Source organism: Nostoc sp. (genome assembly GCF_036917515.1).
GTDB lineage: Bacteria > Cyanobacteriota > Cyanobacteriia > Cyanobacteriales > Nostocaceae > Nostoc.
On record NZ_JBALDE010000233.1, the window covers coordinates 19321 to 45465 of the forward strand.

A 26145-nucleotide genomic window follows, 5' to 3' on the forward strand; every position below is an offset into this window, starting at 1 on the left:
TAAAACTCTATTGTATCCTGCCTTTTGCCTCGTTTTAATTACAAATATTTACGTTGTTCTACTTAGAGAACTGGGTTTATTAGCTGTAAATAGGCGATTTCTTAAGTGTAGGGTGGGGCATCACCCACCCTTTACTGTTATCCGATTACCTCAGCAGTCTTTTTCTTATCCAACTTGAGAATCAACACACCCAAAGGTGGTAAACATAAATCCAGTGAATAAGGATGACTCTGCAAAGACCACTCATCCGTCCATTTACCACCTAAGTTGCCCATATTGCTACCGCCATACTTACGGGCATCACTATTAAACAACTCAGTATAAAATCCCTTTTGCGGTACACCGATACGGTAGTGAGAATGGGGTTGTGGTGTAAAATTGCAAACAACGATCGCAAAATCATCAGAATCCTTGTCACGACGCATGAAGGCAACTACACTATGGCGGTTATCGCTACAGTCAATCCACTCAAACCCCGGTTGGGCAAAATCCTGGGTGTACAAAACTGGTTCAGAACGGTAGAGATGGTTCAAATCGTGGAAAAACATTTTTAACTGTTGGTGGGCTTCATGCTGCAATAAATGCCACTCCAAATCTGTCCAATCATTCCACTCACTCCACTGCCCAAACTCCATGCTCATAAACATGGTTTTCTTGCCTGGGTGAGCAAACATATAGGTAAATAAACAACGCACACTAGCTAGCTTTTGCCATGTATCCCCTGGTATTTTACCGATGATATTGCTCTTGCCATGCACGACTTCATCGTGGGACAAGGCCAGCATGAAGTTCTCACTGTGGTTGTACCACATACTAAAGGTGATATTGTTTTGGTGGAACTGGCGAAACCAAGGATCCATGCTGAAGTAATCCAGCATATCGTGCATCCAGCCCATATCCCACTTCAAGTTAAAACCCAGTCCGCCTGTATAGGTGGGCCAGGATACCATTGGCCAAGAAGTGGATTCTTCAGCTATTGAGAGAACACCAGGGAAATAGCTAAAGATAATGTGATTTACCTGACGTAGAAAATCTGCTGCTTCTAGGTTTTCTCTACCACCGTACTGATTGGGCAGCCATTCTCCTGGTTCGCGGCAATAGTCGTTATAAAGCATCGAGGCAACAGCATCGACACGAACCCCGTCAATGTGGTACTTGTCAAACCAGAAGAGAGCATTTGCTGCTAAGAAATTACTAACTTCATGGCGACCGTAATTGAACACTAAGGTACCCCATCCTTTATGTTCGCCTTTGCGGGGGTCAGCGTGTTCGTATAGGTGGCTACCATCAAAGAAAGCTAAACCATGTCCATCTTTGGGGAAGTGACCAGGAACCCAATCTACAATTACCCCTATATCATTTTCGTGACATTTGTCAATAAAATACATCAAATCTTCGGGTCTGCCAAAACGCGAGGTAGGGGCATAGTAACCAGTTACTTGATAACCCCAAGAACCATCAAAGGGATGCTCCGCAATAGGCAGCATTTCTATGTGGGTATATCCTAATTCTTTAACATAAGGAATGAGTCGGTCAGCTAGTTCTCGGTAGGTAAGGAAGCGTGCGCCCGGCTTTAGTCCAGAAACGACAACTACTGGTTCAGTTTCACCATTGGGAAGTTTAGCTGGTTCTGCACTCGAAGCGTGTAACCAAGAGCCTAAATGCACTTCGTAAACTGAAACTGGCTGAGTTAGGGGGTCAGTGTGACGCCGCTTTTCCATCCAGCTTTCATCACTCCAACTATAAGTATCTAAATCAGTGACAATGGATGCCGTTTTCGGGCGAAGTTCTTGCTGGAAACCGTAGGGATCAGATTTTTCGTAAATGTGTCCTTCAAAATTTTTGATTTCATATTTGTAATGCTCTCCCACACCGATTTCAGGAATAAATAATTCCCAAATTCCAGTGCGGCCTTTACGCATCTGATGTTTACGCCCATCCCAGAAATTAAAATTTCCCAACAATGAAACATTACGAGCGTTGGGTGCCCAAACAGCAAAATAAACGCCCTTAACGCCGCCTATTTCCGTGGGGTGCGCTCCCAGTTTTTCATATATCCGGTGATGGTTACCTTCACTAAACAAATGCAAGTCAAAGTCTGTCAAGCGGGGAGAACGGAAAGCGTAAGGGTCATAGATGACACGCTCATGTTCTCCTTCTTTAATCCGTAACTGGTAGTTTGCCAGTTCGGTAGTTTCAATGGTGCATTCAAAAAAGTGAGGATGATGCACCGTTTGCATTGGGTATTCTTTGCGTTGTTCAGGAAGAACGACCCATGCTGCACTTGCATTTGGTAGGTAGGCCCGCACAGCCCAGACAGTTTTGCCGTCTTGCTCTATGGGATGAGAACCTAGTATTTCAAAGGGATCGTTATGCTGATTCCAAACGATGCTGTTAACCTGTTCAGGGGCGATCGTGGTCATGGACATGAAGCTACCTAAGTGAAATAACGTGATTGACTAAATCTACTTTTTTAATATCTATATATATTCTTTACATTTATTTGCAATTTTGTCGCCACCGTTATCCTACATCAGAATTGGGTATTGGGCATTGGGTATTGGGCATGGGGGAGCCACTGCGGTGAGGCAGCCCCCGTCTTGGTGGTTCCCGTCGATAGCGCAGCGTTAGCGAGTCTTCTCCCTTGGCGTTAGCCTCTCCCTTTGGGAGAAGGGGAGACGCTAAGAGCGAACAAGCGTCTGGGGGACTGCCGAACCCGAAGGGGCTTGGGGTCTCCCCAAGTGGAGCAAGTGGCGTCATTGGGCAGAGGATGAATGATAAATGACTAATAACGAATTTATCAAAAATTTAAAAATGGGAAAAACTGCAATAGTGTTTTACGTAAGCGAAGCAAGAAAATCTGTTCTCGAATTTTGGGGTCTAGCTTTGGTGGCGGGATTTCTTGCAGTTGGGCTTGCAATTGGACATACTCGGCAGCTGTTAGGGATTTTCCATTAATAGGCGATCGCGCTTCTATAATAATCTTTGTCCGTAATATTTCTTCTGGGGTATCCTCTGGTGGCGGTAATGCTATTGCTGCCGATCTCCAATAGCTACTTAAGAAAACTAAAGTTACAGTACTTACAATTAAACTCAGTAATTTTATATACTTTATCGTTTTAACTCTCCTCATCTCCTGAACTACGTTCATAACGCAGGATGAAAATCTGTTTTTCTCATGCCCAAATTTTCCCAATAAAAATCTGGCAATATCAAGGGCGATTACCAGGTCTTTCCAGATACGGAATAGACTACAGGAACGCTCAAGAGCAATTGCCAGCGATCGCGATAAATTGTTTTGCCCTCTCAAAACTCAGTAGTATAAGCAATTTAAAATGCCAAACGAGCGAAGGAAGTATCTTGTCTACAAAATAGTTTAGACTCACTCAACTTCCTTGGACTGGGAACAAGGTTTGATCGGGCGAGAATTACAGTGGACACTTGGTAAAGGACGTAACCCTCTTTACCAGTGTCCTCTCCTTCCTGCTCTACTTAGTTGATATTTGAGCAAACTTTAGGCTCAGATAAACCAACATAAAAATGTAGTTTTTTTGCGAACCTAAATATTTCGAGCTATGTAGTGAGGAACGCTGTCACTAAGTAGTTCTGGGCGTGATTTAAACTAAAGTTTAAGATGCCTTACTTAGGAGTAGCTGCGGGAGTGGTTGCGGGAGTTGCTGGAGTCGCTGCGGGAGTCGTGGCAGGAGTAGACTTAGCAGGTGCATCAGTTGGTTCACCTGTAGCAGCTGGAGTAGCTGTACCACCACCTTCACCACCACCACCTTCACAAGCCCCAAGAATTGCAGCCAGACTTAACATTAAAGCAAAACCAAAGATTTTTGTTTTCATAACTCCTCTTTCACCAATTGTGGTTAGAACAATTTTTCACCTGTTGAATACGATACCGTATTTATTGCTTTTTTTAAATTCTGCGAGATTACATAGTTAAAAAAAACAATCCTTTGGGGTATTGTTTTTGGAATTACGTATCCTGATTAGTTTCTCTTAACTCAGGAGCGAAACGAAAATTACCAATTTATTTAACAAACGGAGCTATCATAGCAAAAAATTTTATTTTTTTCACAGAGTATTGCATCTGGCTACCCGACGTTGCCATACTTTAGGTGCGATACCTAAAGGGTAATCTGTCCAGTTTCTAATCGCTGATTGCAAACATTGCATATTTAGAGGATGCAAACATTGATACAGCTACCTATGACAAAAGTTAAAAGGGTATAGTCTGTTATGTGTGCTTGTTGCACTGGAGGTTATTTTAACCTTAACAAAAACAGACAATCAAGACAATCAATCGAAAGTGCAGTATTTTCCATCTCAAAAAATTTAAAAATTTATGGTAATTGCTCGTAAATCTACTGTTTCTACAAGGGGTAATTGGTTCTGGCGAGATTCTATCCTTTCTTTAGGGAGGCGACGCTCTGCGCGTATGGAGTTAGCAGCACGGAGCGCTTCTACACCAGTATCCTCTCAAAGACAACAGCGTTTATCGAAAAATTTAGTGGTTTCTCCCACAAATGAGGCAGTTATAGCCAAATCGGTGAAAGAGTTGGGCAGACAACAATTACCAAATCTCAATAAGCAGTTGAATGCGAACCAAAAGACTCTGGGGGAAGGTTTTCTTGGCCTTCCCACAATGCCTAATTCTGGAGCCACACCTTTGTGGTTGCTGCGCTTGTACACCTTTCATCGTTATTCGTCAGTTTTGGCATTCTTGTTAGTAGCATCGACACTTGCTGTTTATGCTTGGACAGTATATTCTCAAGAGCTTTGGGGTCAGTCATATCGCAGACTGCAAAGCCTTCAACGTCATGAACGGCTGCTAACAACAACTAACGCGACGCTGAAAAATAAAATGGCTAATGAAGCAGAACAACCAACAGCAGGGCTAGTATCGCCAACTCCTGAAGGGGTGATTTTCTTGCCTCCAGCATCTCAGAGTCCTAAGCCAGCATCGCCTAACACAACGCCAAATTCTGAAACGCACCCGCAAACACTCTCGCCACTGGGATACTAATCGTAATTCGTCAGAACCCAATGCAGAAGTCACTAAAAAAAACAAAATTCAGAAAGTTTCAGAATCCAGGATTCATAGGGCGACACAAGGGTAATAAACGAGGGCTTTTGGGAAAATTAGCCTTTAATGTGCAAGACCAAATATCCAATACTAAGTCCCGACTGTTCATTGTCTGGGGCGTATTAATGGTATCAGGGTTGGGATTGGCTATTAACTTGTATAATCTACAAATTGTCAAGGGCCCAAAGTTAACTGAGCAGGCGCGCAACCAGCAAATGGTGAGTTTGCGACCTTTTATGCCCCGTCGCCCGGTGGTAGATCGCAATAGCGATCTATTGGCGATTGATCGTCCTGTATATACTTTATACGCTCATCCCAAGCTGTTTGATAAGTCTAATGAAGAGATCGCAAAGCGACTTGCCCCAATTTTGGCAAAAGATACTGCTGAATTGGTGAAAACTTTTGAAAGCAAAAGAAGTGGAATTATCCTTGCGCCAGCCTTACCAGAAGAAATTATCGATCGCGTCATCTCTTTGCGCTTAAATGGCCTGGAGTGGATTCAAAAATACTCCCGATTTTATCCGCCAGACGATTTGGTTGCCGATGTGGTGGGCTATGTGAATGTTGACCGTCGCGGTCAAGCTGGTGTGGAATACTCTCAAGAAAAGTTGCTAGAACGTCCTGTGCAAACGGTACGGCTCAGTCGGTCGGGGAATGGGGCCCTGATGCCCGATCGTGCGCCCGAAGGTTTTTTGCATTTTGACGATTTGCGATTACAACTTACTATCGATAGCCGTTTGCAACGAATTGCCCGTGTTGCGCTCAAACAACAGATGGATAAGTTTGATGCTAAACGTGGGGCAGTAATTGTCATGGATGCATTGGATGGTTCCTTACTCGCCCTCGTTTCTCAGCCTACTTATAATCCTAATGAATACGCTAAAGCTAATATTTCACTATTTAAAAACTGGACAGTAGCGGATCTTTATGAACCGGGATCTACTTTTAAGCCTTTGAATGTAGCGATCGCTCTAGAAAATGGCATCATCAAACCAGATGATATGTTTAATGACTCCGGTTCGATTCGAGTCGCTAATTATACCATTAAAAATGCGATGAATAATCGTAATGGGCGAATCAGTATCGCTCAAATTTTGCAGTATTCCAGCAATATTGGCATGGTGCAAATCATCCAACGTTTAAAGCCTTCAATCTACTACAACTGGTTAGAACGATTGGGACTAGGACAAAAAGTTGATACAGATTTACCTTTTGAAGTCGGGGGACGGCTCAAAAGTCAAGAAGAATTTATTGCTTCCCCGATTGAACCAGCTACTACTTCCTTTGGGCAAGGCTTTTCCATGACACCGTTACAGCTAGTGCAAATGCACGGTGCTTTAGCTAATGGCGGTAAATTAGTTACACCCCATGTAGTTCGGGGGTTGATTGATAGCAAAGGGCAGATGCATGACTCACCCCCTCGCACCATCCCCCGCCAAATTTTCTCAACCGCAACAACTCAAAAGGTTGTGGAAATGATGGAAACTGTTGTTACTGAAGGCAGCGGGAAGCCTGCACAAATTCCGGGATATCGAATTGCTGGTAAAACTGGTACAGCCCAAAAAGCTAGTCCCAATGGCGGCTACATCAAGGGTGCGAGAATGACCAGTTTCGTGGCTATTTTACCCGTGGAATCTCCTCGCTATGTAGTGTTTGCACTGGTGGATGAGCCAAAAGGAGAAAGTGCCTATGGTTCTACTGTCGCCGCGCCAATTGTGAAGTCAGTAATCGAAGCACTGATTCCTCTTGAGGAGATTCCACCTAGTAAGGCAATTGAGCAACGAACGCAAGTGCCGTAGGGTTTGGGGAGGAGAGGGGCTCCAGGGGCAGAACTATTCCCCAATCCCCATTCCCCTTTCCTTTGAAACTTAATCTTCCTTTATAACCAGGGAAAGATGTACACAAAGCTACTGGTATGGAAACTTAAGTATTAGAGGTGAAAGTAATTTCTCACTTTTCTTCCAAAGCTACCAAAGATTCCATGCAAAGCAATTTAGTTATATTTCCTAAAGCTGGGGCGGCGAAAAATAGCACGCAAATAGAAGAAAGAACAATTACCCAGTACGACCGTGCTGAGAAGCAATTCATAGAACTGCTAGCAATGGAGGATTTGGACAATCAACTGGATGTAAAATCTGCAAGAGCTAGTCAGTTTGAACAAACGCTCTCTATGGCAATTGGCGCTGCTTATGGAAATGATCGCTCTGATGAACAGGCTCACCGTTTTCTCCAACGGATACTTTATCGAATTAATCGGCTAAAACTGTTTTGGTACGACGATTTGCGGCATTATAACAATGAGCGATCGCTGTATTTATACTCTTGTCGCGACCAAATTGAAGCTGCTTGGCAACAGTGGGAATTGGCACAAATCGATGTGGCTGCATTGCAACAATTGGATGTAAAACAAGCTTTAATTGAGCGTGCATCAGCCGATTTAAATCCACCTTTGTCGGAGAATAGCCGCTACATTCGTGAGGAAATGACTGAAGCTGGCTATCGTCACTTGCTAGCGATCGGCTCCTTTGATGGTTTGGTTGAAGGTAGTCGTCTTTGCTACGTATTGGGTGGTGCTGCTAATGAAGTGCAGTGTACGCTGGTGCGAGTACTATTAGAAGAATACGGCAACGGTCGTTTATCTCGCAAGCACTCGACATTTTTTGCTCAAATGCTGGCTGAGTTTGGGATGAACACTGAACCAGAAGGATACTTTGATTTAGTGCCTTGGGAAGTCCTAGCTTGCGATAATCATAACTTTTTGACCACTGATCGCAAACGCTATTTCCTACGTTACAGTGGGGCGTTGACATATTTTGAGGTGGCTGGTCCTGCGGCTTACAAGAACTATCTGGCGGCAGCGCAACGCTTGGGACTCTCAGAGGCGGCGATGGGTTATTGGGAATTACACATCAGGGAAGATGAACGCCACGGTCGTTGGATGTTAGATGATGTAGCTTTGCCTTTGGCAGAACGGTATCCCAATGATGCGTGGGAACTGCTGCTTGGCTATGACCAGGAAAAACGAATGGGCGATCGCGCCGCTAGTGCTGTTATGCGATCAATACGCGAAGCAGAATAAGCCGCTTTACTCGCTTTGCTCAATCGAAAAAATTATAAATAGCAGGTTATTCTTAGCGTTTTAATTCGACATTACATTATTTAAGTCATTTTATTGCTAATTCACCTGCAAATACATTTTTTTAGCAACCTTTTGCTAAAAGAATAGTTTTTATTGCTTGAATACAAGGTATAAATAACCTTTTATTAGATTGATTATACCATACACTTGGAAGTGCAGTCAAATGAAAGATATCTTTTTTTGCCCTGAAGAATCTAATTTCTACTCCAACTGCTTAGAAAGCTTTGTGATCAGAAATTGTCAAAATTCTGAATCTATTGTGGAGTTTGGTTCAGGAGATGGCAGCCCTGTAATTAATTCCTTATTGAGAAACAAGTTTGATGGAGTCATCCAGGGATTTGAATTAAATACTTCTGCTTGGAAAGTCGCAAATTCAACCATTGATGAATACAATCTCACTAATAAATACATTATCCATAATTCATCTTTGTTTAATTCTTTTCAACCCGATGCTGAGTATCTTGTAGCCAATCCACCCTATCTTCCCGCACCAGATAACGATATTTATATGCCACTCTTATTTGGGGGTGTAGATGGAGCTACAGTTACCAACGAGCTTTTATCGTTAGGTTATGAAAATGTGTTGGTTTTAATATCTAGCTTTTCTAATCCAATAAATACATTGAACCTAGCAAAGCAGAATGGTTATTATGTTCAAAACTTCATGGTGTTACCTTTGCAGTTTGGCTACTATAGCTCCGATCCTAAGGTAAAGAAGCACATCGAAAAACTCCAAAAAAATCAGATGGCATTTTATTCTGGCAATTATTATTTTTTAGCTGGAGTTTTATTCAAAAAATGCCAGGAGTCTATAATTGATTTATCTAATCAATTAGCTCAGGTGATGACTAGTTTGTGAAAATCGAAAAGTCATCCCTTGCCTAAAGTAACTTCAGTTCGGGTTAAGGACTCAAATTTGATCGTTTGGATGAAAGAATAAGGGTTTCACACTGTCAAAACTAACGACAAAATCAAGGTTTCAGCTTATCCCGAACTCAGGTTAAAGTACGATGTGTCTCGAAGCACGGTCTAGAGACATATTTCAAAGATTTTCAACAAGCATTTTTATAAATGCATATTTCCAAGTAATCATTTTCTCTGCCTGAAGTTATTGTATTAACTTGTTTGTTCTATGGCTGCATTGCTAGAGTGAGTTTTGCGCTTGAACGTTGCAAACAAAATTACAACAGCACCAAACGACAAAATAGGAATGCCTGAAGTTGGTTCAGCTACAGAGACAGATGAGATTGGCGTCAAGAGGAAGGCGTGTAATTCACCATTAACTGCACCACGACCGACAATTTGTCCATTATTATTAATGGCAGACGCTGCTGTCAAGGTAAAGCCAGCGTCTGAACCAGGAGCAATCAGGTCATTTAAGTCGTACAGAGTGTTATCACTATAAAGAAAAGTCCGTAAACCATTGCCATCTGCGGCAAAAAAGTTATTGTTAGTGCCAGAAAACCCGACTACTTGACCCAAATTATTGATCCCCAAACTAGTACTAAACAAATCTGTAGGACGTAACCTACCGAGGTCTTGGAGTCCCGTGCTAGAACTGTACAGAAAAGCACGACTATCACTTACGCCAGTGAGTGCTGAACTACCAACTACTTGTCCTGAGTCATTAATATCGTTTGCTTGACTGTACCTGTCACCAGGGAAGGTACCGAGATTAGTGATTATACCGTTGTCGGATAAAAAGGCTCGGCCGGAAGAACCGAAAATGCCAACTACCTGACTTAGATTATTTATGCCATAGGCAACATAATTTTCATTTAAGTTACTGTTAATAATAGTCGTCGTACCATTGTTGTATAGGAAAGCGGCTCCGAAAGGAAAAGCAAGTTTTGGGAATATACCGCCACCAGTTGTACCGCCAACTACCTCACCTGAGTCATTGATAGCATAAGGAATGCCTTTAAGACCAGTATTTCGCGTAGTTCCACCACTGTAAATAAAGACGTTATTATCACTGTCGGTCTTACCAATGGAATTACCAACTACTTGCCCTAAGTTATTGATACCAGTCACTCCAAGTTGAGTATCACCAGGCAAGGGACTAATTTTTTGGAGCGAACCATTGCTGTAAAAAAAAGAACCACTTAAAGTATTAATCGCGATCTCACCTGAGTTATTAATATCTGTAGCGTAACTGTAAGCTTCTCCAGTAAGATTACCTAAGTCAGTAAGTGAGTATAAAGATACCGCCAATGCCGACTTGGATGCAGTAAGACTGATTGCAGTCAAGGTTATTGCTGTTATTATATGGGATTTCCATTTAAGTAGAACCATGTTACTTTTCTATGATTTTTTATTCCTTTACCAAATTACCACTGAACAGTAGAGGCGTGAACTGCCGTATCTGGATAATCGCTAAATACGCCATCAACGCCTAAGTTGAAAAATAGTTCATATTCACCTTGAGGATTTCCTTGAAAATCCAGTGGCAAAAAACAGTCTTCATTGCGGAAAGTCCAGACATGAACTAGCAAACCAGCCGCATGAGCATCGATGACTAAAGATGTAGGCGATGTCTGGCGGCAAGCCGCTTTGCGTCTACGCAATTTACCATTGCTGTCTCTAGGAACCAGTAAATTTTTATGAATCCCAATCGCCTGTGCATATTTAGCAATTTCTGCTAAACCTGATGCTGTGACTAAATCTGTATAGGTGCGTTCACAGCCACTAACGACAAAATCATAAGGTTTGCCACTGTTATTTAGCAATTGCACTAGAGGTAAATCAGTCTTTGTGGATAAATCTTGTAAATTACTTACTTCAAAAGACTGAATAAAAACAGGTGCGTTAGATCCCTGATAACCGTTGGCTGTTAAAGTTGCAAGTAGGGGTGCTTCTAGGGCTAACCCAATAGATTGAAAGTAAGTTGGGTGCTTAGTTTCTGGGTAAATGCCAATCGCCCGATTAATTTCGCCACCTTTAACCTTAACTAAATCGATGATTTCTTGCAGCGTGGGAATTTCTAAGAGTCCATCATAGGCGGTATTTTGCGATCGCAGTTGGGGAATTCGCTCTTTAGCTCGTAGTGTTTTCAGTTCTGTTAGGGTAAAGTCTTCAGTAAACCAGCCAGTTTTTGATTCGCCATCAATTATTTTAGTGGTTTGCAGGTGAGTAAATTCTGGATACCTTGCAACATTGGTGGTTTCAGAAATCTCATTTTCGTGACGAGCAATTAAAACACCATCTTTGGTGGAAACTAAATCAGGTTCAATATAATCAGCCCCTAGTGCGATCGCTAACTCATAAGCAGCTAAAGTATGTTCTGGACGATAGCCGCTAGCACCTCGGTGTGCAATGATAATTGGAGATGTATCTTGCAAAGTTGTAGTCATTACTTTACCCACTTACACAGAAGAAAGCTATCCGTAGTATGTCGTAAAGAAGCAGTACGCGATCAGGATTTGATGCTGTAGCCACTGACATCAACTAGTAAATATACTTGACCAACCAGTTTGTCAACCGTATTGGGTTAACGAGATTGCGTTAATAAATATCAAAGATAGATAAATCCAAATCCAATACATTAATCTAGATTCGGAAAAACTCACAATTTAATACAGTTTAGTTTTTTATCGAAACTATAAAACAAGTATTTTTAATCTTGCGATCGCTACTCAACCTAAAATTCTTTTTAGTTTAACTCTGGGTAAGTCAAGACAAATAAAACTGTCTAAAGAGGGTTTAATTTTTTGTTGATAAGAGTTTAAAAAGTTTTTATATTAAATAATATACTTACGTTTATTCCCACTGAATTAATTATTGGCTGATAGCTGAATTATTCAACAAAGATTGAATTAATCAAATCTGCCATAGTAATACCACTAAATCGATGAACTTATAGTACTATAAAAAAACCTAATTATTGAACAATAAGTATTGCTATTAAATAATAAATCTGTCATATTTAAGAGTCTCATTATTTTCTATCTATGCAAGTAAATTTAGAAAGTAAATCGGCTTTCTATATAATTAATTTTTTTATTGTTCTTTAACAGCAACTTAGTTACACCATGAATAATCTACAATCTGCTAAACCTCCAAAACTTGATAGTTGTAATAACCAAGTTATCCTCGATTACTTTGAGAATGCTTGGCAGCTGGAAGATATGTTATTGAAAAGTCTAGTTGGGGAAGAGACATTTTCTCTCAATCCCGATCCTTTGAGAAATCCTCTAATTTTTTATCTGGGACATTCGGCTATTTTCTACATCAATAAATTAATTCAGGTGGGATTATTAGAAAAACGCCTCAATCCAGAGTATGAAATATTGTTTGAAATTGGAGTAGATCCAGAAAAGCCAGAGGAGTTGAATGCGGCGATCGCTCATCTGGAATGGCCACAAGTTGCACAAACTTGGAAGTATCGAGAACAAGCATATTCTGTAATTTCCAAGCTAATTAAAACAACCCCAATTACTCTGCCAATTCATCCCAATCATCCCCTTTGGGCTTTAATGATGGGGATTGAACACCAACGTATTCACATTGAAACTTCTTCGATGTTAATTCGCCAACTACCAATTGAGAGAGTAAAACGTCCTCAAAATTGGCAATATGCCCCTTTTAATGGTTATACTTCCGAGAACAAAATGATAGAAGTTGCTGGTGGGGTAGTAAAACTTGGTAAAGCCTTAGATGATTCAACTTATGGATGGGATATTGATTATGGCGATCGCACTGTTGAAGTTGCACCCTTTTTCGCCAGTAAATATCTAATTACCAATGCCGATTTTATCTATTTTGTTAAGGCTGGTGGCTACGAAAATCAAGAGTATTGGGATGAAAAATCTTGGAATTGGAAAACTCGATACAATATTCAATGTCCGAAATTTTGGTTACATGAAAATGGTAGCTACAAATATCGAGCCATGTTTGATGAAATCGACTTACCTCTAGATTGGCCTGTGGAAGTCAATCATTATGAAGCAATGGCTTATTGTCGTTGGCAAGGGAAAGATACTCGCTTAATGAGTGAACCAGAATACCATTTAGCAACTTATGGTAATAGTTTATTAGATAATGTAGAAAATTATAATCTCAATTTAAAATTTGGCTCCCCTAGTCCTGTTGGGATGTTAAAAACAGCCAAAAGTTCTTCAGGATTATACGATTTGCGTGGTAATGTTTGGGAATGGTTGAGTAATAACTTAAATCCGCTTCCAGGATATCAACCCCATTTTCTTTATGAAGATAATTCTGCCATCTTTTTTGATGATAAACATCAAATGATGTTAGGAGGATGTTGGATAACTAATGGTACAGAAGCTTTAAAATATTACCGCAACTGGTTCCGTCCCAATTTTTATCAGCATGCTGGTTTTCGGATTGTTCAAGATATCAAAGATTAACAAAATATGCCTTAGTCACATACTATAAGGTTACAGAGATGCAAAAAATTTTGAATTTCTGTTTTGAGATCGAATTTTATCTCAAGATCGCTATTAGTTGTACAATTGTTCAGCAGGTATTTTATTTGCTGTTAAACAATATCGAGATCGACTTGATAACGTGGGTGGTGTAGGTGGTTTTGGTGGGTGTTTGGGTGTATCAACGACTGAAAGAAAGTATTGCTATATCGTTATGTGGTGTCTATGGAGCCAACAATTCTCGTAAGAGCTAACCTCAAAGGAGCTACCCGCGAAGGGTTCTCATTTGAGAAGTTTCTACTTCTAAAATGACTAAGTTGAAGACATCATCAACCCTTTACTTAATCCTAAACAAGTTAAGAAAACAAAAAAATTGGGACAAAGCAAGATACAGTAAAGAATTTCGGGTCAGACTTGGTTTACTCCTAATTAAAGGGTAAGGGAAAATTTTATCCTTTTCATCTTTTCCCCTTAACCTTTTCCTGACTTTTACAAGAAGTCTAAGCCATTGTGTGTTTAGACTAATGAAGGTACAACTTCAATGCTTAAGCCTTTTTCAACCAGCTAAACATAGCGCGTAAATCTTTACCAACTTCCTCAATTTTGTGTTCAGCTTCTTTGCGACGCATGGCGGTAAATCCTGGTTTACCAGATTGGTTTTCCAAAACAAATTCTCGCGCAAATTGTCCAGATTGAATCTCGCTGAGAATCTTTTGCATTTCAGCTTTGGTTTGTTCGGTGACAATCCGCGGGCCACGCGTATAATCTCCATATTCAGCTGTATTAGAAATACTGTCGCGCATTTTGGCTAAACCACCTTCCACAACCAAGTCTACAATCAGCTTGACTTCATGCAGACATTCAAAATAAGCCAATTCTGGTTGATAACCAGCTTCTACCAAAGTTTCAAATCCGGTTTTGATTAAAGCACTCAAACCACCGCACAATACCGCTTGTTCGCCAAATAAATCTGTTTCGGTTTCTTCGCGGAAAGTCGTTTCCAGAACACCAGCGCGAGTACCACCGATACCTTTAGCATAAGACATGGCGCGATCGCGTGCCTGACCACTGGCATCTTGATAAACTGCAAACAGCGCTGGTACGCCTTCACCACTTTCATAAGTCCGCCGTACCAAATGCCCCGGCCCTTTTGGTGCTACCATTACCACATCTACGTTATCTGGTGGTACAACTTGCCCAAAGTGAATATTGAAGCCGTGGGCAAAAGCTACCACATTCCCTTCTTCTAGATTTGGTTCAATCTCGTTTTTGTAAATCGTTTTTTGAACTTCATCAGGTAACAAAATCATGATGAAGTCAGCAGCATTGGCAGCATCTGCAACATTTTTCACAGTTAACCCAGCTGCTTCGGCTTTTGCAACTGACTTACTGCCCGGATATAGCCCCACAATCACATTCAAACCACTATCTTTTAAATTGAGAGCGTGGGCATGACCTTGGGAACCATAGCCGATAATAGCAATAGTTTTTCCAGCCAAAAGGTCTAAATTGGCATCTTCGTCATAATACATCCGGGCCATAGAAGCATCTCCTGTCAGCAAGCATCGTCATTTCTTGGCAGGCTTACGATTGTACCCCAAATTGAGTAGCACAGATGAATTATCAATCATTCAATTTGGATTGGGGACTGGGGAAGGTGGGGCTCCCTCTGGGGATAAGGGGTAATGGGGATTGGGGACTGGAGACAAATGACTAACCCTGTTACATAAATCGCAACAATCCCGATTTTGAGTTTTTCTTCAGTAATACTGGGATTAACTTCATCTATCTGGGGGTAGATTATGTATACGACTAAATTACCGCGTACATCTGCTTTATTTATAAGTGCATTATTGGGAGGGGTGATTTTCACCAGTTGCGCCTCTTCCGAACAGACGGCAAATAAGTCTGCACCTCAATCTGCACCTCAAATTGCAGCCAATGGTGCGGTAAATCAATTACCTGCTCGTGAAAGCAATCTTTCCCAAAAGGCGGAAGTTGCACCGCGTTCTCGTCCCCAACTCATCAAAAAGGCAGCAATCTCTTTGAGAGTCAACTCTGTAGATCGGACTATTGATGCCGTTTCGCAAATTATCAATCAACAGCAAGGAGATTTAATCGGGTTGAAACAACAACAACCCAAAAACGACAACCCGCGTTACACAGCAACAATCCAATTGCGGATACCAGAGAATCGGCTAGAACCTACTCTAGAACAACTAGCTAAATTGGGCACTCTTGAGAGTCGTAATATCACTGCCGAAGATGTAGGCGATCGCCTTGTGGATTTCCAAGCTAGATTAACGAATTTGCAAAAAACGGAAGCCAATTTGCAAAAAATTATGGATCGGGCAAGTTCTGTGAGAGATGTGCTTAGTGTTGCCCAAGAATTGAGTAATGTCCGAGAAACAATAGAACAAATTGATGCCCAACTTAAAAACCTACAAAATCAAGTTGCATATTCTACTATTACGCTCAACCTAGAAGCAGCAGTTTCTAGCACTAGTCCCCAACCTGCCTTGGGTTTGCAAGTTCAAGAAACTTGGAACAACTCTACCCATTCTTTGAGGGCATTTTCCGTTGGCTTACTCAAGCTGGGTATTTGGTTAATTGTTTACAGCCCTTATTTGTTAATTTTTGCTGCTCTTGTCTATGGCTTTAGGCGTTGGCGGCGAACTCATTCACCACGTTTAGCACAAACACCAGAGTCAACTAGTTCTGACTAAACTTTTATAAATCTACATAGATAAAGAGGGATTTAAATATTCCAAACTCTTATTGTCTGTACCTTTCGCCTAAAAATTTTCTTTATCCTGTAGTCTTGATTACTTTAATACTTTTTTAAATGTAAACAGCAATACAAAATATCTGATGACAATTTTGATACAAATCTGTTAAGAATAGTTACAATAGTCGGCGTACACAATAATATTTCTTATGGTAAGCTCACTTGACAATACTCCACCTCATAATGTGGTAATTGTAGGCGGTGGTTTTGGTGGACTTTATGCAGCAAAAACACTTGCCAAAGCGGCAGTAAACGTTACTCTAATTGATAAACGTAACTTTCATCTATTTCAACCCCTTTTATATCAAGTCGCCACAGGTGCGCTATCTCCTGCTGATATTTCTTCACCATTGCGTTCTGTCCTCAGCAGAAGCAAGAATACGAAAGTGCTGCTGGGAGAGGTGAACAATATCGATTCAGAAGCGCAAAAAGTGATTGTGGGCGACGAAGCAATACCTTACGATACGTTAATTGTCGCCACAGGTGCGAAGCATTCCTACTTTGGCAAAGATAACTGGGAAGAATTTGCTCCCGGCTTGAAAACTGTAGAAGATGCTATAGAAATGCGTAGGCGGATTTTTTCAGCGTTTGAAGCCGCAGAAAAAGAAACCGATCCAGAAAAACGCCGCGCTTGGTTAACTTTTGTAATTGTGGGTGGTGGCCCAACTGGTGTAGAGTTGGCGGGTGCGATCGCAGAATTGGCAAATCAAACTCTCAAAGAAGATTTCCGCAATATCGACACCTCAGAAGCCCAGATTTTGCTATTAGAAGGTTTGGAGCGAATTTTGCCACCCTTTGCACCAGAGTTATCACAAGAAGCGGAAGCATCTCTAAGGCGCTTGGGTGTAGTTGTGCAGACAAAAACATTGGTAACAAATATTGAAAATGATATTGTTACTCTTAAACAAGGCGATGAAGTTAAAGAAATTGCTTCAAAAACAGTATTATGGGCAGCAGGTGTGAAAGCTTCCGCAATGGGAAAAGTCCTAGCAGAACGCACAGATGCTGAGTGCGATCGCGCTGGACGGATTATCGTTGAACCTGACTTGAGTATTAAGGGACATCCGAATATTTTTGTAATTGGCGATTTAGCAAATTTTTCTCATCAAAATGGTAAACCGCTACCTGGTGTTGCACCTGTAGCGAAGCAAGAAGGTGAATATGTCGCAGAACTAATCCAAAAGCGGCTTGTAGGTAACAATTTGCCACCCTTTGCTTATACTGATCATGGTAGTTTGGCAATGATTGGGCACAATTCTGCTGTGGTCGATTTTGGCTTTATCAAGCTAAAAGGTTTCGTTGCATGGCTGTTTTGGCTGTTGATTCACATCTACTTCTTAATTGAATTTAACAACAAATTAGTAGTAATGATTCAGTGGGCATGGAACTATTTCACCCGTAATCGGGGAGCAAGATTGATTACAGGACAAGAATCAATCACGCAGTTCCAAATTAGCGATCGCAACATATATTACACATCAGAAACTAATAAACAGCCAGTAAATATCTAAATTGGGCATTGGGCATGGTGCATAGGGCATTGGGCATTAATTACTCTCCTCTGCTCCCCTGCTTTCCCACTCCCTACAACAAAGTTATCGCCCTCATAAATTAGCAGTAAGCTGTTTGAGGGCGTTTTTTATATTTACTATGGCAACTATTAACGACAACTACCTGAAGCTAAAAGCGGGTTATCTGTTTCCAGAAATTGGTCGGCGGGTGAATGTCTTTGCAGAAGCCAATCCTGATGCTAAAATCATCCGGCTGGGCATTGGCGATGTTACCGAACCTCTACCGGAGGCTTGCCGCACAGCGATGATTAAAGCTGTGGAAGAAATGGGCGATCGCAATACCTTCAAAGGCTATGGCCCTGAGCAAGGCTACGCTTGGTTACGGGAAAAAATTGCCACTCAAGATTTCCAAGCACGGGGAGCCAACATAGATGCCTCAGAAATCTTTATCTCTGATGGTTCCAAGTGTGATACGGGCAATATTCTAGAAATCTTTGGTCATGACAATCTAATTGCCGTTACTGACCCAGTTTACCCTGTGTATGTAGACACTAACGTTATGGTGGGAAATACTGGGGATGCCAACGATAAAGGCGAATTTGAGGGTTTAATTTATCTACCAATTACAGCTGATAACAACTTCACCGCCAAGATTCCCTCCAAGAAAGTCGATTTAATTTATCTCTGCTTTCCCAATAACCCTACTGGCGCCACTGCTACTAAGGAATATCTCAAGACATGGGTGGACTATGCCAAAGCTAATAACTCGATTATTTTCTTTGATGCCGCCTATGAAGCTTATATCACCGATCCATCGATTCCGCACTCAATTTATGAAATTGAAGGTGCAAGAGAAGTTGCGATCGAATTTCGTTCTTTCTCCAAGAATGCAGGTTTTACAGGAACTCGTTGCGCGTTAACTGTAGTACCGAAGACGCTGACAGCAAAAGCCGCCGATGGTTCCGATGTAGAACTGTGGAAACTGTGGAATCGTCGCCAGTCTACCAAGTTTAATGGCGTTTCTTACATCGTCCAACGGGGAGCCGAAGCGGTTTATTCTGAAGAAGGACAGGCACAAATCAAGGGATTGGTGAGTTTCTATCTAGAAAACGCCAAAATTATCCGTGAGAAACTCACAGCCGCCGGATTATCAGTTTATGGTGGCGTGAATGCACCTTACGTCTGGGTGAAAACGCCTAATAGTTTATCCAGTTGGGAATTCTTTGATAAGTTGCTGCAAACTGTCAACGTTGTCGGAACACCTGGTTCTGGCTTTGGTGCTGCGGGTGAAGGTTACTTCCGCATTTCAGCGTTTAACAGCCGGGAGAATGTGGAAGAAGCGATGAAGCGGATTACCGAGAAGTTTAAGGTGTAAGGCGATCGCTTTTGTTAAACTCATTCTATTAATCTAAAGGTTACGGTGGGCTGTATTATCCACCGCAACCTAATAGAGATAATATTAGGTAATACTCATATAATTAGGTAATTGAAATTGGTTACTAGTATTAAAACTTATATTTTTTCTTACACAATTCATCAAATTAGTTCCAATCGTAGTATTGTTTGAATTTGCTTTAAAGTTAAACTTTGAGTCAGGCAAAGCTTTATTTATTACCTTTATACTTCCTTTTGAGATAATTTTTGTACAAGGAAGTGTAAATACTATTGGTTCTAGCAATAAATCACTAGATAAGGCGTGCTTTGCTAACGCTTGTCCAAAAAATGGACGTATTAAATTAGAGTACATATTATCAAACTTTATGAAACAAAAGGAACTATTACTCTCAACAAAAATATCTGGCATTAAATCACAGTTTGGTAATACTCTTCTAAAAGCTGTACATAATTCAAGAACAATAATTGTAGCTTGAACAACATCCACTTGATTACACAAGAATGGTATTGGACTAAAACTTGTTTTGCTAAAATTACGTTCATCACCTAGACTACGATCATGAAATATCTCATTACGAAATTCCATAAACTCTTGTAGCTTTGGATAAATTCCTGATTTATAAAAATCTTCCTTAACTAATTTAAGTACATCGAAAACTCCGTTAATTCTGGCTTTAAAGTCACGACCACGATAATTACTAAATGGTGTACTACTCTGAAGACACCCAGCCTTCAAAATTGCATTTATATATGATTCACAAGTCAAAAACCAAAGTGCTACTGCTGTTGAGCAAGTATTACCTTGATTAATAGCTTCTTTAGAATGTTCCAGTAATTCAAGGTTTTGACAAGATAAATAAAAAGCTTTAATAGCAAAATTGGGGTATGTCAAGAGGACACGACTACTAGGATCTTCCACTTCCCATCGTTCACTAGGCACAGCCACATTCACCATAATAGTTTCATCCCGATGATGGGCTAAGGTGTAACTAATTTTCTCTTGTTCTAATTGATTTAGAAAGGTAACTAGTTTGCCAAATCCATGATTTTTCATTTGTCAAACCTCTTATCACTTAATAACTTGCGAACAACTTTAAAACCCGGTTGATTTACCTCTGCTCCCGCTTCAATCTCCTCCCATAACATTTCATAAAACTCATCCCAACTGGGCGATTATTCCAGAAGTGGAGCCTGTTTTATACTACCTTTCTTGTACTTCAGGATTTCAGACACCTTTTGCCCAGCAAATTTATGTACGATTTCCCCTCTTTTTTTGATTGAGTGGCTACTTGACTTTATACAATAGCGATCGCACATACATGACTACTCTAACTATGCGATGTCTACGGCAGTAAACTACGCACTTTCCTAATTATCCATAAATTGCATCCAGAAATTATTCCTGAGAATTTCCTCTTTCTTTGCTATTATCGGTTAAATCAATTTTTGGCTCAATTTTTGGTCGTCCATAATTAGCTAAAGTTTCCCCTTCTTCTAGATATACAGCAGAGTACTTACTCAACCCAATACGCTGTGAAGTATAAATTCCAGAATGACCCGAAAATAAGTAGCTTACAACACAGCCAATAGCAACAAATACTCCCGATTCCACACCAAACAGTTCAACTCCCATTAAGGTTGATGCCAAAGGTGTATTCGCTGCACCCGCAAATAAACCCACAAATCCCATTCCTGCTAACAGTGGTGCAGGTAATGCTAAAAGCAACGACAAAGCATTACCTAAAGTTGCACCAATAAAAAATAAAGGTGTTACTTCTCCCCCTTTAAATCCAGCACCTAAAGTTAAAGCAGTCGTACCGAATTTGGCAGCAAAATCCCAAGGAGGTAGTTGAGTATAGAAAGAATCAACGATGGTTGGGATACCAAGCCCAATATACTTTGTTGTTCCACTCAACCCAACAATTGCTGCTATTATCGCACCACCGATTAAAGGACGCATAGGAGGATAAGATATTTTTGCTTTAAATAAGTGACTAATTTTATGAGTTACTTGAGCAAAAAATCTCGCGACAATTCCAAAAATTGCACCTGCGATAATTGCACAAATCAGTCCCCAAATTGTCAGCGGCGGTATTGAGGGAGCATGTCGGTATGCTGTATGATGTAAACCGAATAACAAGGTTACTTGATTTCCCACGATCGCAGCAATTAAAGAGGGAAAAAGAGCATCGTAATGAATCTTACCAATCGCTAAGACTTCTAGACCAAATACAGTTCCAGCTAGGGGAGTACCAAAAACTGAAGCAAATCCTCCACTGATACCTATTGTTAATAAAATCCGTCGATTAGCTCCTTGAAAACGCAATATTTTAGTTAACTGGTCTGCCAAAGAAGCACCCATCTGTAATGCTGTACCTTCACGACCGGCTGAACCACCAAATAAATGTGTAAGGTCTGTTCCTAGTAGAACAAGAGGAGCCATACGGAAGGGAATAATATCTTTAGGTTTATGGATTTCTTCAAGTAAAAGATTATTTCCAGCTTCTACAGTCCGACCAAATTGATGATAAATCCAACCACTCAAGAAGCCGCCAAGGGGAAGCAAAGCAATAATCCATCGATGCGATTCTCGCCAATCAGTTGCCCATTCTAATGATGCTAAAAGAGCTGCGGAGGCAGTTCCAGCAAGAATACCAACTATAAAGGAAATGGGCAACCATTTAATTAGGTGAGGTAAGGCTATAAACGGTTCAGACTGACGAAATTGTTTCATACCGTGACTCCTTGAGGTGCGATTTGTAGACTTATACTTTCTACAGGGGAGTCAGGTAATGCATTTAGCCAAGCCCTACTCTCCCGCAGTAAGTCAGGAAAGTAGGAGCCATCAGCCTTCCAATTATTAATTTAACCTGTACTGGAAAGGCGGTTTTGGCGAGCTCCATCGCCATAAATACTATTTAATTAATTCAACAATACCATTTTTGCTTTTGTATTGCTTTAAAAGTTTTACTATTTATTCCTCTGAGTTATCAGCAATTACACATTAGTGATGCCTATCTTGAAAAGTGACGCTCCTAAGAGTAGAAGTTCCGCCTGGATCAACAATTTTTTTACAATTTTCCTGCTAGAGATAGATGTATTTTTCATACATTAAAAGATAAACATACTTTTCAATAAACAAAGTATCAAAAATAACTAAATTATCATTGATAAAAGTTAAGCGGGAAAACCGTACTTATCTGATAGGTTTTCTGTACTATATATCTAAGTTTAGCTGGATACAATTAAAGCGTGGCTTATATTAATGCTGTTTTCTAGAAAATTTATACAGCATTAGCAGGAGAGCGAAAAGATGACAAATCAATTGAAAACGGCTGCTTTGCTAGCTGCGCTAAGTGGTCTTTTGATTGCAATTAGTTACTGGATAATTGGCGGTTCTGGTGGCTTGATTATCGGGATTGGCTTGGCAGCAGCAACCAACCTGTTTTCCTGGTATCAATCAGATAAAATTGCGCTAGCAGTATACCAGGCGCAACCTGTGAGTGAAAGGGAAGCACCAGGGCTTTATCGGATGGTGCAGAGATTGAGCGATCGCGCTAACATTCCCATGCCTAAAGTTTACATCGTTCCCAGCCAAGGTGCTAACGCCTTCGCTACAGGGCGCGATCCAGAACACGCTGCTGTGGCCGTCACTGAAGGTATTCTAAATATATTGCCAGATGATGAACTTGAAGGTGTTATCGCCCACGAGCTAACCCATATTATTAATCGTGATACCTTGACACAAGCTGTTGCTGCTACTGTGGCTGGTGCGATCTCATTCCTAGCCCAAATGGTTAGTTACAGCCTATGGTTTGGCGGTGGTTCACGAAATGACAACAGAGGTGGAAATCCTTTAGGTGTTTTATTAACTGTCATGCTTGCGCCAGTGGCGGCGACAATCATTCAGCTAGCAATTTCGCGCACACGAGAATTTTCTGCTGATGCAGGTTCTGCTAGATTAACTGGTAATCCCCGCGCCTTAGCTAGGGCATTGCAACGCTTAGAAGCTTCAGCAAAGCAGATGCCTTTAAATGTTAATCCAGCTTATGAGCCGTTATTAATTATCAATTCCATCTCTGGACAGTTTATGGGTAACTTATTTTCCAGTCACCCAGCTACAGAAATGCGAGTTGCAGCATTACTGAAATTAGAGCAACAACTACCAACAAAAACTTATTAATTTGTCATTAGTCATTTGTCATTAGTCCTTTGTGAAATAAATGACTAATGACCACCCTGCGGAAAGTCAAAAGTCAAAAAAATAAGAAAGGATACAAGCTTCTAAATTTACTGATGAAACGCGATCGCTTAGAAAACTCTTGGGCGGTAATTCAAGATGAAGCTGAGAGAAACTGGCACTTATTGATGAAGGACTTCGTAGACTTCAGCTTTCGCGTACAAAAGGCGGCTATTGCTGCTTGGGAAACCTTCAATAACTCTTATTCTCCTTAAAGAAGGTGCGATGCCTACGGCGGGCTACGCCTACGTAGATAAATATTTTAGGGGCGTACAGATGTACGCCCCTTTTTATTGTCAGCATTAATCGGTTTATTTACTAATTATAGATAACTATTTGCCAATCTTTAGCTTGTATAGCAATCCTATTTGAGTTGTGAAAATTAACGAACTGCCTTTGCTTCAGAATGCTACGCGAACGCGCAGCGTCTCGTAGAGAAGAAAAGAAAGAGAAGTTTTCACAATTAATTTAGGACTGCTATATCAATATCAAACATAAGAAATAGATGATTCACTAAACTAAATAGCCTATACGATAAAAAGCGTAAATATTCAGTACTCTCAGTTTCATAAATAGGAAATAAGCAGTGTTACCAAAGAAGCCCCCCGCTACCAATCAAACTCAGCGCTGGACATTTGCTCAACTTTTTGGACTGGTAAAGCGTAATCCCCTAATGATTTCGCAGTGGACGATTTGCTGGCTAGTTGTGGGGACTGCTGGTGGTCTATTTGCAGCGTTGTACTGGAATGTTTTAGAGTTTTTAACTCACAGACTCCAGCGATTTGAGGGTTTTAGCCTCCTGATAGTGATGCCACTTAGCGGTTTCGTTATCGGTCTGGTGATTCATTTTTTGGGAAATCCCGGTGAAACCGCTGTGATTGTTGATAATATTCATTTTCGTGGCGGACGCCTAGATGTTCGCAAAAATCCTTCAATGATTCTTGCTTCTCTAGTCAGCATCTCAGCAGGTGGTAGTGCTGGCCCAGAAGCACCACTGGTACAGGTAACAGGTTCTTTTGGTACTTGGGTTGCCGATCGCTTAAAACTCCAAGGTGAAGACCTCAGAACCATGAGTTTAGCAGCAATGGCGGCTGGTTTCACTGCTTTGTTTGGCGCACCTCTTGGCGGTGCAATGTTCGCTTTGGAGATTTTGCACCACGAGCATATTGTGGAATATTACGAAGCTTTAATGCCAGCCATTGTTTCGAGTTGCGCTAGCTATCTGGTGTTTGCAGCAATTACACATTTGGGTATTGCGCCCACTTGGCATTTTCCTCAGTATCACTTAGAAAGGATTGATGATTTTGCGATCGCGATCGCATTTGGAATTATCGGGGCGGTAGCGGGATGGATTTTTATGGGTATTTTTCGCGGCTGCGATGCCTTTTGGCAAGCTGTTTCACGTCTGGGCGTCTCTGCACCAACTCCTATTCCCATTTATGTACGCACAACACTAGCAGGAGTGGGAATTGGCAGTTTAGCAGTTTTATTACCCCTCACCCGTTATTTTGGACATGAAGAGTTAGATTCAGTCTTGACAGCTAACTTTAGTGCTGTTTTTCTTTTAACTCTAGCTCTTGGGAAAATGGCTGCCATTAGCATTACAGTAACAGGTGGGTGGCGCGGTGGATTCATCATTCCCCTATTTTTCACTGGTGCTTGCATTGGTAAAGCAGTAGCAGTCTTAATTCCAGCACTCGATCCTACCCTGGCGATGATTTGTACAATGGCGGCTGTCAACGCAGCCGTAACGCGCACACCGATAAGTACGACTTTACTTCTGTCAAAACTGACCAACTTGAGTCCTTTGACACCGATCCTTTTTGCCAGTTTAATTGGATTTTTTCTTGCCCCTAAAGTCCCTCTGATTGCATCTCAACTCAAATCCCAGAGAGAAGCTACGGATCGAACTAGCGCCTGAGTTAGCTGCCCAGGCGAAAAAATTTTACAAACGTTTTCAATGTACTAAACCAGCAACTCATCGCTCCCTGTAGACCAAACATGATTCACTGAACTACCCACACCTCTCTCACTTGTAAGTGTGGGCTTTTGAGTTCATCAACAACAGCTTTTGCACCTTAAAGTTTATTGGTTTTATATTGCTATTGATACAGCAATTACCCCCTTTTTCCTATTGCGATCGTGCTTTTGCTCAAAATTACCAGCCTCATTTATTTTCTCATAAGTTTAAAACTTATAATTTATATTGCCTATAATGAATTAATTTACTTAGTTTAATTTTTGTATAATGGCAAATAAAATTCATCTTAATAAACTTGCAGAGGGAGTTACAGCTTGGAATGATTGGCGAGCTACGAATCCAAATATAGATGTGGATCTTAGTGGAGTTTATCTGGTTTATGAAATATCTATAAGAAACCAAAAAAAGGCTTGGAGGCTTCTTACACCTTTCATATCTTTGTTGGTTACTCTTTTTCTTGTACATACTAATGTGACAGAGCATTTAATATATATTTTTGAAAATAACCCATTATTTAAAGTAATACCAATTCTCTAAAAGCTGGCTACAGATAGTGCCTCTAAAATATATTGCCTTCGGGCAATAGATGCAATAATTGGTTTGGTTAATTTG

The 26145-nt window shown here is 40.9% G+C and carries 21 protein-coding genes and 1 riboswitch; of the genes, 12 read left to right on the forward strand and 9 right to left on the reverse strand.

What is annotated here, in order from left to right; genetic code table 11:
• Nucleotides 1-137: 137 nt before the first annotated feature.
• The 4 genes from glgB to V7K89_RS30505 form a co-directional block, all read right to left on the reverse strand.
• Nucleotides 138-2429, reverse strand: a complete 2292-nt coding sequence (gene glgB, locus V7K89_RS30490) for a 1,4-alpha-glucan branching enzyme (protein WP_335194005.1) — start codon at nucleotides 2427-2429, stop codon at nucleotides 138-140.
• 94 nt (nucleotides 2430-2523) lie between these two features.
• Nucleotides 2524-2760: a hypothetical protein gene (locus V7K89_RS30495; RefSeq protein ID WP_335194007.1), complete on the reverse strand. Its 237-nt coding sequence runs from the start codon at nucleotides 2758-2760 to the stop codon at nucleotides 2524-2526.
• Nucleotides 2761-2800: 40 nt separating this feature from the next.
• On the reverse strand, nucleotides 2801-3133 hold the full coding sequence (locus V7K89_RS30500; RefSeq protein ID WP_335194041.1) for a hypothetical protein: 333 nt from the start codon (nucleotides 3131-3133) through the stop codon (nucleotides 2801-2803).
• Between the two features lie 506 nt (nucleotides 3134-3639).
• Nucleotides 3640-3849, reverse strand: coding sequence for a hypothetical protein (locus tag V7K89_RS30505; protein WP_335194009.1), 210 nt, complete (start codon nucleotides 3847-3849; stop codon nucleotides 3640-3642).
• Nucleotides 3850-4351: 502 nt separating this feature from the next.
• Here V7K89_RS30505 and V7K89_RS30510 point away from each other — a divergent pair.
• The 4 genes from V7K89_RS30510 to V7K89_RS30525 all read left to right on the forward strand — a co-directional run bounded on the left by V7K89_RS30510 (nucleotide 4352) and on the right by V7K89_RS30525 (nucleotide 9090).
• Nucleotides 4352-5032 carry a hypothetical protein gene (locus V7K89_RS30510; protein WP_335194011.1) on the forward strand — a complete coding sequence of 227 codons (681 nt, stop codon included), beginning with the start codon at nucleotides 4352-4354 and terminating at the stop codon, nucleotides 5030-5032.
• A 20-nt stretch (nucleotides 5033-5052) separates the two neighbouring features.
• A complete protein-coding gene (locus tag V7K89_RS30515; RefSeq protein ID WP_335194013.1) occupies nucleotides 5053-6891 on the forward strand; it encodes a peptidoglycan D,D-transpeptidase FtsI family protein in 1839 nt (612 codons plus the stop codon).
• Between the two features lie 182 nt (nucleotides 6892-7073).
• Nucleotides 7074-8171 carry an iron-containing redox enzyme family protein gene (locus tag V7K89_RS30520; RefSeq protein WP_335194043.1) on the forward strand — a complete coding sequence of 366 codons (1098 nt, stop codon included), beginning with the start codon at nucleotides 7074-7076 and terminating at the stop codon, nucleotides 8169-8171.
• Nucleotides 8172-8394: 223 nt separating this feature from the next.
• Entirely contained in the window at nucleotides 8395-9090 is a 696-nt protein-coding gene (locus tag V7K89_RS30525) for a class I SAM-dependent methyltransferase (RefSeq protein ID WP_335194014.1), read from the forward strand.
• Nucleotides 9091-9347: 257 nt separating this feature from the next.
• Here the strand turns inward: V7K89_RS30525 and V7K89_RS30530 are convergent, their stop codons facing one another.
• Together V7K89_RS30530 and V7K89_RS30535 are read right to left on the reverse strand one after the other, a co-directional pair.
• Nucleotides 9348-10481 (reverse strand): DUF3466 family protein, encoded by a 1134-nt coding sequence (locus V7K89_RS30530; protein WP_335194015.1) that lies wholly within the window; start codon nucleotides 10479-10481, stop codon nucleotides 9348-9350.
• Between the two features lie 80 nt (nucleotides 10482-10561).
• Nucleotides 10562-11584: a glycerophosphodiester phosphodiesterase gene (locus tag V7K89_RS30535; RefSeq protein ID WP_335194017.1), complete on the reverse strand. Its 1023-nt coding sequence runs from the start codon at nucleotides 11582-11584 to the stop codon at nucleotides 10562-10564.
• 678 nt (nucleotides 11585-12262) lie between these two features.
• Between V7K89_RS30535 and ovoA the strand changes: the two genes are divergently transcribed.
• Complete coding sequence (ovoA, locus tag V7K89_RS30540) at nucleotides 12263-13600, forward strand: 5-histidylcysteine sulfoxide synthase (RefSeq protein WP_335194019.1); 1338 nt, start codon at nucleotides 12263-12265, stop codon at nucleotides 13598-13600.
• A gap of 563 nt (nucleotides 13601-14163) precedes the next feature.
• On the opposite strand, the gene ilvC is transcribed toward ovoA, so the two are convergent.
• Entirely contained in the window at nucleotides 14164-15159 is a 996-nt protein-coding gene (gene ilvC / locus V7K89_RS30545) for a ketol-acid reductoisomerase (RefSeq protein WP_335194021.1), read from the reverse strand.
• Nucleotides 15160-15420: 261 nt separating this feature from the next.
• Here ilvC and V7K89_RS30550 point away from each other — a divergent pair, with 261 nt between their 5' ends.
• The 3 genes from V7K89_RS30550 to V7K89_RS30560 all read left to right on the forward strand — a co-directional run bounded on the left by V7K89_RS30550 (nucleotide 15421) and on the right by V7K89_RS30560 (nucleotide 19292).
• Nucleotides 15421-16344 (forward strand): DUF4349 domain-containing protein, encoded by a 924-nt coding sequence (locus V7K89_RS30550; protein ID WP_442941802.1) that lies wholly within the window; start codon nucleotides 15421-15423, stop codon nucleotides 16342-16344.
• A gap of 211 nt (nucleotides 16345-16555) precedes the next feature.
• Nucleotides 16556-17917 (forward strand): NAD(P)/FAD-dependent oxidoreductase, encoded by a 1362-nt coding sequence (locus tag V7K89_RS30555; RefSeq protein ID WP_335194023.1) that lies wholly within the window; start codon nucleotides 16556-16558, stop codon nucleotides 17915-17917.
• Between the two features lie 139 nt (nucleotides 17918-18056).
• Nucleotides 18057-19292, forward strand: coding sequence for an LL-diaminopimelate aminotransferase (locus V7K89_RS30560; RefSeq protein WP_335194025.1), 1236 nt, complete (start codon nucleotides 18057-18059; stop codon nucleotides 19290-19292).
• Nucleotides 19293-19376: 84 nt separating this feature from the next.
• Here the strand turns inward: V7K89_RS30560 and V7K89_RS30565 are convergent, their stop codons facing one another.
• Complete coding sequence (locus V7K89_RS30565; RefSeq protein WP_335194027.1) at nucleotides 19377-20366, reverse strand: hypothetical protein; 990 nt, start codon at nucleotides 20364-20366, stop codon at nucleotides 19377-19379.
• Nucleotides 20367-20708: 342 nt separating this feature from the next.
• Entirely contained in the window at nucleotides 20709-22046 is a 1338-nt protein-coding gene (locus V7K89_RS30570; RefSeq protein WP_335194029.1) for a voltage-gated chloride channel family protein, read from the reverse strand.
• Between the two features lie 95 nt (nucleotides 22047-22141).
• Nucleotides 22142-22228, reverse strand: a riboswitch (Fluoride riboswitch).
• Between the two features lie 397 nt (nucleotides 22229-22625).
• Between V7K89_RS30570 and V7K89_RS30575 the strand changes: the two genes are divergently transcribed.
• The 4 genes from V7K89_RS30575 to V7K89_RS30590 all read left to right on the forward strand — a co-directional run bounded on the left by V7K89_RS30575 (nucleotide 22626) and on the right by V7K89_RS30590 (nucleotide 26070).
• A complete protein-coding gene (locus V7K89_RS30575; RefSeq protein WP_335194031.1) occupies nucleotides 22626-23495 on the forward strand; it encodes a zinc metalloprotease HtpX in 870 nt (289 codons plus the stop codon).
• Nucleotides 23496-23542: 47 nt separating this feature from the next.
• The gene (locus tag V7K89_RS30580) at nucleotides 23543-23767 is read left to right on the forward strand and encodes a hypothetical protein (protein WP_335194033.1); all 225 of its coding nucleotides are present in this window, start codon (nucleotides 23543-23545) and stop codon (nucleotides 23765-23767) included.
• A 371-nt stretch (nucleotides 23768-24138) separates the two neighbouring features.
• A complete protein-coding gene (locus V7K89_RS30585) occupies nucleotides 24139-25473 on the forward strand; it encodes a chloride channel protein (protein ID WP_335194035.1) in 1335 nt (444 codons plus the stop codon).
• A 327-nt stretch (nucleotides 25474-25800) separates the two neighbouring features.
• The gene (locus V7K89_RS30590) at nucleotides 25801-26070 is read left to right on the forward strand and encodes a hypothetical protein (RefSeq protein WP_335194037.1); all 270 of its coding nucleotides are present in this window, start codon (nucleotides 25801-25803) and stop codon (nucleotides 26068-26070) included.
• Nucleotides 26071-26145 lie beyond the last annotated feature (75 nt).

Bases quoted from the DNA above. Each gene is read 5' to 3' on its own strand.
- glgB (WP_335194005.1), bottom strand. From the start codon at position 2,429: ATGTCCATGACCACGATCGCCCCTGAACAGGTTAACAGCATCGTTTGG.
- V7K89_RS30495 (WP_335194007.1), bottom strand. From the start codon at position 2,760: ATGACGCCACTTGCTCCACTTGGGGAGACCCCAAGCCCCTTCGGGTTC.
- V7K89_RS30500 (WP_335194041.1), bottom strand. From the start codon at position 3,133: ATGAGGAGAGTTAAAACGATAAAGTATATAAAATTACTGAGTTTAATT.
- V7K89_RS30505 (WP_335194009.1), bottom strand. From the start codon at position 3,849: ATGAAAACAAAAATCTTTGGTTTTGCTTTAATGTTAAGTCTGGCTGCA.
- V7K89_RS30510 (WP_335194011.1), top strand. From the start codon at position 4,352: ATGGTAATTGCTCGTAAATCTACTGTTTCTACAAGGGGTAATTGGTTC.
- V7K89_RS30515 (WP_335194013.1), top strand. From the start codon at position 5,053: ATGCAGAAGTCACTAAAAAAAACAAAATTCAGAAAGTTTCAGAATCCA.
- V7K89_RS30520 (WP_335194043.1), top strand. From the start codon at position 7,074: ATGCAAAGCAATTTAGTTATATTTCCTAAAGCTGGGGCGGCGAAAAAT.
- V7K89_RS30525 (WP_335194014.1), top strand. From the start codon at position 8,395: ATGAAAGATATCTTTTTTTGCCCTGAAGAATCTAATTTCTACTCCAAC.
- V7K89_RS30535 (WP_335194017.1), bottom strand. From the start codon at position 11,584: ATGACTACAACTTTGCAAGATACATCTCCAATTATCATTGCACACCGA.
- ovoA (WP_335194019.1), top strand. From the start codon at position 12,263: ATGAATAATCTACAATCTGCTAAACCTCCAAAACTTGATAGTTGTAAT.
- ilvC (WP_335194021.1), bottom strand. From the start codon at position 15,159: ATGGCCCGGATGTATTATGACGAAGATGCCAATTTAGACCTTTTGGCT.
- V7K89_RS30550 (WP_442941802.1), top strand. From the start codon at position 15,421: ATGTATACGACTAAATTACCGCGTACATCTGCTTTATTTATAAGTGCA.
- V7K89_RS30555 (WP_335194023.1), top strand. From the start codon at position 16,556: ATGGTAAGCTCACTTGACAATACTCCACCTCATAATGTGGTAATTGTA.
- V7K89_RS30560 (WP_335194025.1), top strand. From the start codon at position 18,057: ATGGCAACTATTAACGACAACTACCTGAAGCTAAAAGCGGGTTATCTG.
- V7K89_RS30565 (WP_335194027.1), bottom strand. From the start codon at position 20,366: ATGAAAAATCATGGATTTGGCAAACTAGTTACCTTTCTAAATCAATTA.
- V7K89_RS30570 (WP_335194029.1), bottom strand. From the start codon at position 22,046: ATGAAACAATTTCGTCAGTCTGAACCGTTTATAGCCTTACCTCACCTA.
- V7K89_RS30575 (WP_335194031.1), top strand. From the start codon at position 22,626: ATGACAAATCAATTGAAAACGGCTGCTTTGCTAGCTGCGCTAAGTGGT.
- V7K89_RS30580 (WP_335194033.1), top strand. From the start codon at position 23,543: ATGACCACCCTGCGGAAAGTCAAAAGTCAAAAAAATAAGAAAGGATAC.
- V7K89_RS30590 (WP_335194037.1), top strand. From the start codon at position 25,801: ATGGCAAATAAAATTCATCTTAATAAACTTGCAGAGGGAGTTACAGCT.